The organism is Prosthecobacter sp., assembly GCF_044373815.1.
In the GTDB taxonomy this organism is placed as follows: domain Bacteria; phylum Verrucomicrobiota; class Verrucomicrobiia; order Verrucomicrobiales; family Verrucomicrobiaceae; genus Prosthecobacter.
The window spans coordinates 1-5,690 of record NZ_JBIPNG010000433.1; the positions used below are offsets into that span (position 1 = coordinate 1).

5 protein-coding genes are annotated in these 5,690 nt (G+C 58.2%); 4 read left to right on the forward strand and 1 reads right to left on the reverse strand.

Annotation, left to right across the window (positions count from 1 at the left end):
* The first annotated feature begins 37 nt into the window (after positions 1-37).
* The 4 genes from ACIREA_RS25230 to ACIREA_RS25245 all read left to right on the forward strand — a co-directional run bounded on the left by ACIREA_RS25230 (position 38) and on the right by ACIREA_RS25245 (position 4,842).
* Positions 38-1,258, forward strand: a complete 1,221-nt coding sequence (locus ACIREA_RS25230; RefSeq protein ID WP_397385093.1) for a nucleoside monophosphate kinase — start codon at positions 38-40, stop codon at positions 1,256-1,258.
* Between the two features lie 165 nt (positions 1,259-1,423).
* Complete coding sequence (locus tag ACIREA_RS25235; protein WP_397385094.1) at positions 1,424-2,026, forward strand: MFS transporter; 603 nt, start codon at positions 1,424-1,426, stop codon at positions 2,024-2,026.
* A 32-nt stretch (positions 2,027-2,058) separates the two neighbouring features.
* Positions 2,059-4,077, forward strand: a complete 2,019-nt coding sequence (locus ACIREA_RS25240) for a prolyl oligopeptidase family serine peptidase (protein WP_397385095.1) — start codon at positions 2,059-2,061, stop codon at positions 4,075-4,077.
* Between the two features lie 3 nt (positions 4,078-4,080).
* Positions 4,081-4,842: a formylglycine-generating enzyme family protein gene (locus tag ACIREA_RS25245; RefSeq protein WP_397385096.1), complete on the forward strand. Its 762-nt coding sequence runs from the start codon at positions 4,081-4,083 to the stop codon at positions 4,840-4,842.
* Positions 4,843-4,856: 14 nt separating this feature from the next.
* Here ACIREA_RS25245 and ACIREA_RS25250 read toward each other — a convergent pair whose 3' ends face one another.
* Positions 4,857-5,297 (reverse strand): hypothetical protein, encoded by a 441-nt coding sequence (locus ACIREA_RS25250; RefSeq protein WP_397385097.1) that lies wholly within the window; start codon positions 5,295-5,297, stop codon positions 4,857-4,859.
* Positions 5,298-5,690 lie beyond the last annotated feature (393 nt).

The window sequence follows — 5,690 nt, forward strand, 5'->3', positions numbered from 1 at the left end:
TACTTGGCAAGCGCCCATCCTTGGGATAAGCCCACCAATGCCGACTGCCACCAACGAACCTGTCACCAAACCTGCCGCGCCGGCTGATTTGGAAATCAAAGATGCCCAGCTCATCTTCAATCATGTCTGGAAGCAGCTGGAAGAAGACTATGGCCGCGAGAATCTGAGGTTTCCGAAGGAGCTGATCCTGCTGGGCGGGGCGCCGGGTGCTGGCAAGGGTACGAACACGGATTTCATCCGCGAAGTGCGTGGCATCACGGCACAGCCGATTGTGGTCAGCGCGCTGCTCGACAGCCCGGAAGCGCAAAAGCTCAAAGCCCAGGGCGGCATGGTGGGCGACCGCGAAGTAGTGGGCATTCTCATCCGCAAGCTGCTCGAACCCGAGCAGCAAAACGGCGCGATCCTCGATGGCTTTCCGCGCACCAAGGTGCAGGTGGAGTGCCTCAAGATGCTCTTTGACGAGATGATCCGCCTGCGCCGTGACTTTTCGGAAACGCCCGATGCCGCGCATTTCAAACAGCCCATCTTCCACATCATGGTGCTGTTTGTCGATGAGGCGGAAAGCATCGCCCGCCAGCTCAAGCGCGGCCAGGAAGTGCTGGCGCACAATGCGGAAGTGCGCAGCTCAGGTCTGGGTGAACTCTGGGAGGAGCGTGCCACGGACTTCGATCCTGCGTTGGCGCGCAATCGCTACAAGGTCTTCAAAGAGAAGACCTACGATGCGCTGGTCTCTCTGAAGGAGATCTTCCACTACCATTTCATCAATGCGCAGGCACCTCTGGAACTGGTGCAGGACAACATCATTCGCGAGCTTGAGTATCAAAGCTCGCTCGAACTCGATCCGCGCACCTTTGACCAGCTGCGCGACCTTCCGCTGGCCAGTGAGATCATTCGTCATGCGCGTCAGGACCTTGTGCGCCGTCTTGACGGCTACAAGGTGGGAAAACCGGAGATCATGCAGGCGGTGGTCACCTTCATCCAGGACAAGATGATGCCCATCATCGTGCGGCATGCGATCTCCGGCCGCGCGGACATCAACACGGAGGACAAGCTTTTCCACGATCCTGAAGCGCTGGCGATGCTCATCGACATTTTCTCGGAGCGCGGCTACCACGCCACGGCGGATGTTCACCTCATCGAGATCCCGGATCGTTTCGATCTGCAAACCGGGCAGATCCAGTGCCGCAAGAAGAAGGTCTTCAGGTTTCGCATCATCTTCAAGGGGTCTGAGATTCGGCGTGGTCAGTTCCTGCCGTGAGGGGCCGAGGAGCAGGACTTGCCAAGTCCTGGCTTGAGGTTGGAGCGAGGTTTTTTAAATCACCCAAGCCGGGACTTGGCAAGTCCCTCTCCTTGGTGGCAAGTCACGCCCTTGGCTCGTGAGTCACTTGCGCTGCGGCATGGCCACCGCTAGTCATGCTCTATCATGTCAACCATCGTAGTTACTCAGAAGAATGGCGTCGCCTGCATCGGCGCTGACACGCTCAGCTGTCTCGGTTCGTTGAGGCAGAAGGCGCAGCACGTTGTCAACAAGACCAAGATCACCAAAATTGCGGACACCTTTATTGGTCTCACCGGCACCTCGGCGAGTCTGGTGGTGATGAACAGCTACTTCTCCAACCCGGACCGCCCGCGTGATTTCTCCTCCTGCGAGGCCATCTTTGAAACCTTCCGTCATTCGCATGCCTGGCTGAAGGTGGAGTATTTCATGGCCGCCATGCCGGACAAAGGCGAGGAATTCGAGACCACACAGTTCTACGGACTGCTGGCCAACCCGCATGGCATCTTCGCCATCTACTCATACCGCTCCGCCCAGCAGTTTCATAAATTCTGGGCCGCAGGCTCGGGCCGTGACTACGCCCTGGGCGCCATGCAGGCAGCGTATGACAAGTGCAAGACCGCCGAGGAAATCGCACGCGCCGGGCTCGAAGCCGCTGCTGAGTTTGACAGCGCCACCAGTGCGCCCTTTGAAATTCACAACGTGCCGCTGCTCTCCGCTGCGAAACCGAAAACCTCCCGCAAGAAATAGTCTCTTTCGTCTTTCTTCTCTCTTCTTTAACCATGAAGCGCCTCCTCCTCCCCTTCCTCGCTCTCAGCGCCGCCCTTGCCGATGGCCCCAAGGACAATCAAGCCGAAAACGTGCGTCCTGTGCCGCCTCCCGGCGTGGTAGTTCCAGACGCGGATCGTGGCCGGCTCACGGAAGGTTTGAAAAAACTCCGCACCGCCATCGATGACGCCGCCAAGGCGCAGGCGAAGAATCCGCAACTCGCGGATCTGCTGCCCGACATTGAGATCTACCACAAGGCAGTCGACTGGGCGCTACGTTTCAACGAGGTACACAAGCTGGGTGAGCTCAAGAGTGCGGACGAAATCATCGCCGAAGGCTTGCAACGCGCCGAGCAGTTCAAAACGGGTCAGGCACCGTGGACGAAGCAGAAGGGCCTCGTGGTGCGCGCCTACCGCTCGAAGATCGATGGCTCGGTGCAGCCCTATGGAATGATCATTCCTGAAAGCTATTCAGGTGCGCCGACGCGTCTCGATGCCTGGTGCCATGGCCGTGGTGAGACGCTGAGCGAACTTGCCTTCCTTGATCAGCGGCGCAAACAAGTCGGCCAGATCGCACCGAAGGGCGCGCTCGTGCTGCATCCTTATGGTCGCTACTGCTGCGCCAACAAGTTCGCGGGTGAGATTGATTTGATCGAAGCGATTGATCATGCGGCCAAGTTTTACGCCATTGATGAAGATCGCATCATCGTGCGCGGCTTCAGCATGGGTGGCGCTGCTGCGTGGCAGTTTGCGGTGAACTACGCGGACAAGTGGTGCGGTGCTAATCCGGGGGCCGGCTTTGCTGAGACCCCCGAATTCCTCGGCGGCTTTCAAAACGAAGATGTGAGCGGCGCCCCTTGGTATCAGCAGAAGCTCTGGCACTGGTACAACTCGACCGACAACGCCCTGAACCTGGAGAACTGCCCCACCGTGGCCTACAGCGGCGAGATCGACAAACAGAAGCAGGCTGCCGACATGATGGAGAAAGCCCTGCGTGGCGAGAACGTGGATCTGCTGCACATCATTGGCCCGCAGACCGGGCACAAGATTCATCCGGACTCGCTGATCGAAATCGAGAAGCGTCTTGCCAGCATCGCGGCCATCGGTCGTAATCGCACGCCGAAGGAAATCCATCTCTCCACCTGGTTCCTTCGGTACAACCACATGTTCTGGGTCACGGTGGACGCCCTTGAGGAGCATTGGGTGCGCGGCCGCATTCATGCGCGTATCACGGGTCCGTCTGAGATCACGATCAAGCTGCAGAACATCAGCGCCTTCACACTCGACATGCCCTCCGGCACCTGCCCGATGCCCCTGCTATTCAAACCCGTAGTCAGCATCGACGGCCAGCTTCTTGAAGTGACCCGTCCGAAACTGGACCGCTCATGGCTGGTGCATTTCCAGATGAAGAACGGCAAGTGGACGCAGACGTTGGACAACGAAGGTGACGGCAAATTGGTCAAGAAGCACGGCCTCGAAGGACCGATCGACGACGCCTTCATGGACAAATTCCTCTTTGTGAAACCCACCAAGGCTGGAGTCAGCGAGAAGGTGGACGCCTGGGCCAAGGCGGAGCTTGAGCGCGCGCAGTTTGAATGGCGTCGTCAGTTCCGTGGCGATGCTCCCACGAAGGACGACACCGCCGTCAGCGATGCCGATATCGCCGCCAACAACCTCGTACTGTGGGGCGATCCGCAGAGCAATGCCGTTCTGGCCAAGATCGCCGACAAGCTGCCGATCCAGTGGTCCAAGGACAAGCTCGTCGCCAATGGCAAGATCTACGATGCGGCCACCAATGCCCCCGTGCTCATCTACCCGAATCCGCTCAATCCGACGAAGTATGTGGTGATCAACAGCGGCTTCACCTACCGCGAATACGATTACCTCAACAACGCCCGTCAGGTGGCCAAGCTGCCCGACTGGGCGGTGATCGACCTCACCAAGCCTGTAACCAGCCAGGCCCCCGGTGGCATCAGCGATGCGGGATTCTTCGGCGAGAGCTGGGAGTGGAAAGCCGCCCCTGTGAAGAAGTAGGCCATGCAGCGCACGCTCACCTCCCTTGCATTGCTGCTGCTGGCTCAGTGTGCCGGTGCTCAGCAGACCAAGATCGAGACGGCATTCTCCAACAGTTTGGAGATGCCGTTCGTGAAGGTGGCGAGCATTGGCGTGCTGGTCTGCCGCTATGAGACCCGGGTGAAGGATTATCAGCCTTTTGCGACAGCCACGAACGTGGATTGGTGGAAGCCTGAGTTTCCGCAAACGGCCGATCATCCTGCCATCAACGTGAGCTTTGCGGAGGCGCAGGCTTTCTGCGAATGGCTGGGCAAGAAGGAAGGGCGCAAGTACCGCCTGCTCACCGATCAGGAGTGGAGCGTGCTGGCAGGCTTGCAGGAGAAGGCAGACATCGCCCCAAATCAGCAGCCGCCCAGCACGGGCGTTCATCATTGGGGCAAAGCTCCCCTGTCCAAGACCGTCGGCAATTTCTGCGACGAAGCCTTCGGCAAAAAGTATCACAACAGCTACGACGCCAAATGGCTGGAGATGGACGACGGCTATCCAGATACCGCGCCCGTGGGCAGCTATCCCGCCGATGCCAATGGCCTCTACGACTTCGCCGGCAACGTCTGGGAATGGGTCGATGGCTGGTATGATCCGCCGAATAACACCCTGCGCATCGTCCGCGGCGGCTCCTTTCGTGCCGGCAGCGAGAAGCGCCTGCTGGCTTCATTCCGCGGACCGGACCCGCACAATGTGCATCTGGACAGCGTCGGGTTTCGGATTGTGTGTGTGAAAGAGTGAGCCGTCCCCACCATTTACCAAGTCACAATGTATCCGTACATTTCCTGATTGAACTGCTCGGCGAACTTCCGTGCTACTTGATTGAGATGCTCGTTCCGCCCTCCCGCCCCGGTCTCTCCTGTTCCAGTGATGACGCGAACAGGAAATAAAAATGGCAGCGTGAAATGATCAACGCCAGGGATAATCACCTGAGAGTCGGCTACGGCGTATAGGAATAGATTTTGGTCCCTGGCATACATCGCGAAATCCTTGTGGGGATCTCGTTTCTCAATGGCCCGGATTTGTGCTTCGATCGATACCTTCTGAGATAATGAGCGATCAACCTCAAAAGAAGTTGCCTGCCATGTAGCAATTGAAGGCGGAAGAAACGAATAACCAAACATCGCTATCGCAATGGCCCCGACCAGGAACACCCCGAGAGATTTCCAGATTGGCTTTCTTTGGACTTCGTTCATTTTTCCTGCGGTTCGAGGCAGTATCTGCTTATTGAACCACCTTATCAACGGATTTGCGCCAATCGAGGAGTGATGCGTCCCCAAGGAGCGGGACTTGCCAAGTCCCGGCTTGGAAACAACGATCTCAAAACTCCTCGACGGAGCATTGTGACATTAAGGCAGCCGGTTTGCCTGCGCTCTCCATGGCACTTGGCAAGTGCCGCTCCTTGTCCATGGCCTTGCCCCTACCCCATCAGCGGCGGATGCATCTCGATGGGCGGAATCTTGGTGCAGACGCGGCGGCCATCGGGGGTGGTGCCGAAAAAGGAGCCGGTGGCGGTGCTTTCGGTCTTGATGACGTGGTAGGAATTGTAGCTGAAGGTTTCCCCCGGGGAGAGATTGGGGAACTGGCCG

Coding starts and splice junctions, on each gene's coding strand:
- ACIREA_RS25230 (WP_397385093.1), top strand. CDS start 38: ATGCCGACTGCCACCAACGAACCTGTCACCAAACCTGCCGCGCCGGCT.
- ACIREA_RS25235 (WP_397385094.1), top strand. CDS start 1,424: ATGTCAACCATCGTAGTTACTCAGAAGAATGGCGTCGCCTGCATCGGC.
- ACIREA_RS25240 (WP_397385095.1), top strand. CDS start 2,059: ATGAAGCGCCTCCTCCTCCCCTTCCTCGCTCTCAGCGCCGCCCTTGCC.
- ACIREA_RS25245 (WP_397385096.1), top strand. CDS start 4,081: ATGCAGCGCACGCTCACCTCCCTTGCATTGCTGCTGCTGGCTCAGTGT.
- ACIREA_RS25250 (WP_397385097.1), bottom strand. CDS start 5,297: ATGAACGAAGTCCAAAGAAAGCCAATCTGGAAATCTCTCGGGGTGTTC.